1 protein-coding gene is annotated in these 1745 nt (G+C 59.3%); it reads right to left on the bottom strand.

The genetic code is table 11. From position 1 onward, the window contains the following. Window positions 1-185: 185 nt before the first annotated feature. Window positions 186-1679 (bottom strand): IS1182 family transposase, encoded by a 1494-nt coding sequence (locus IE111_RS24335; RefSeq protein ID WP_189613867.1) that lies wholly within the window; start codon window positions 1677-1679, stop codon window positions 186-188. Window positions 1680-1745: the final 66 nt, after the last annotated feature.

Raw genomic sequence — 1745 nt, 5'->3', positions numbered from 1 at the left:
GAGGCTGTGAGAGTATTTTTTTGCCGGCATCACATTGGTTTTAGGCTCGTTCATGCTGGTTAGAATGCCCTCCGGCACCCGCAATTGGTATTTCGACCTACTAATGCGGATTCTTTCGTCGAGCGACCTGGGGCGGTGGTGTCTCCTCTCACCGCGCCCATCTCTCGAGTTGCCGGCCGCCGAGCCTATCTCCCCTGTAATGCGGCTTTGGGATCAAGACGCTCCATCAGGCCATCCATTCCAAGGATGCTGATCACGCGGCTGAAGTTGTAACACAACGCCATCAGGTTCCATTCTCCCCGCACCTTTTTAAAGCTACGCACCAGGAAGTGAGTCCAGCCGGAGCGACACTTCAAAGTACCAAAGGGGTGTTCGGCCAGCGCACTGCGCTGGCGCATCCGATCCTCTGGGTCCGCCTCCATGCGCTGGCGGTGTCGATCCAATACCTCCTCATGCTCCCAGCGGTAGATCTCCCGGAAGGTGCCTTTATCAGACAGACACTGCTCTCGCAGGGGGCATTCGGCGCAAGTACGCGCTGAACTTCGGTAACGGTGGTAGTGCTTCTGGTTGATCAGGGCCTGTCCGCCCGTCCTTGATAGAAGCTGCCCCCGGGGGCACAGGTAGACGTCGCGCTCAGCATCGTAGGTGAAGGCCTGGCGGGAGAAGCGGCCGTTTTGGTCGAAGCGTTTTGCGGTGTTCGGGATGGCGACGTAGGCGGTGACGCCGTTATCTTCGCACTGCTTGAGTTGATCGCTTTCGTAGTAACCCGCATCGCTCAGAGCGGTCAGACTCTCCACATCCAGAGCCTCTTTGGCCCGCTCGGCCATGGGGGCCAACTGGTGACTGTCGTTCCCCTCATTGGTGACCTCGCTGGCGGCGATCAGCTTGTGCTCATCGTCCACGGCGATCTGGACGTTGTAGCCACTGACGGATTGACCGCGCTTAGTCAGTTGGCGCGCATCGGGGTCGGTTGTCGATATCTGCTTGTCGCCGCTGGCTTCCAGGGTTTGAAGCTGCTCTTGCTTGGCGGCCAATTTCTCCTGCATCGCCTCCAGCTTGGTGGTCAGCGACGGATCCTCGGTGGTGGCCGGTGTGTCGGGGCGACTGTCTTGCCGGTCGTTTTGATCCAGTTCCGTATGCCACGCCTCGATGTCCTGTTCCAGCGAGGCGACCTGCTTTTTGAGCTTGTCTTGGGTGTGGATGCTGCTTTTGCTGGCGTTGGCCCGGAAAAAGCTACCGTCGATCCCCACGGTGTGGCCGCCGAATAACGCCAGTTCTCGACACAGCAGCGTGAACTCCCGGTTCACCCGCACCAGGGCCTGGGCGTTGTGTTTGCGGAAGTCGGCGATGGTCTTGTAGGACGGCGCCAGCCCCCCAAGCAACCAGATCACTTCGAGATTGCGTTGGGTCTCGCGCTCGAGGCACCGGCTGCTGCGCACCTTGTTGGTGTAGCCGTACATGTAGAGTTTGAGCAAATCCGCCGGGTCGTAGGCCGGCTGCCCGGCCTGGGTCGCACTGCCGGCGGCATGCAGAAAGCCCAGATGTGCCAGATCGAGGCTGTCGACGTAGGCATCGATGGCTCGCACGTGATTGCCCTGATCGACATAATCATCCAGGCGTGGCGGCAACAAGCTCTCTTGCAGACGGCTTTGGCCGGTTTTGTAGCGGCGGGCAGGCACTGGAAAGCTCCTTTTGAATAGCAAGCCGTGATTTTAACCTTAAAGAAGGGATACTTTCACAGCCTC

It is taken from the genome of Saccharospirillum salsuginis, assembly GCF_014651855.1.
Classification (GTDB): domain Bacteria; phylum Pseudomonadota; class Gammaproteobacteria; order Pseudomonadales; family Natronospirillaceae; genus Saccharospirillum; species Saccharospirillum salsuginis.
This window is presented reverse-complemented; position numbering and strand designations above follow the sequence as displayed.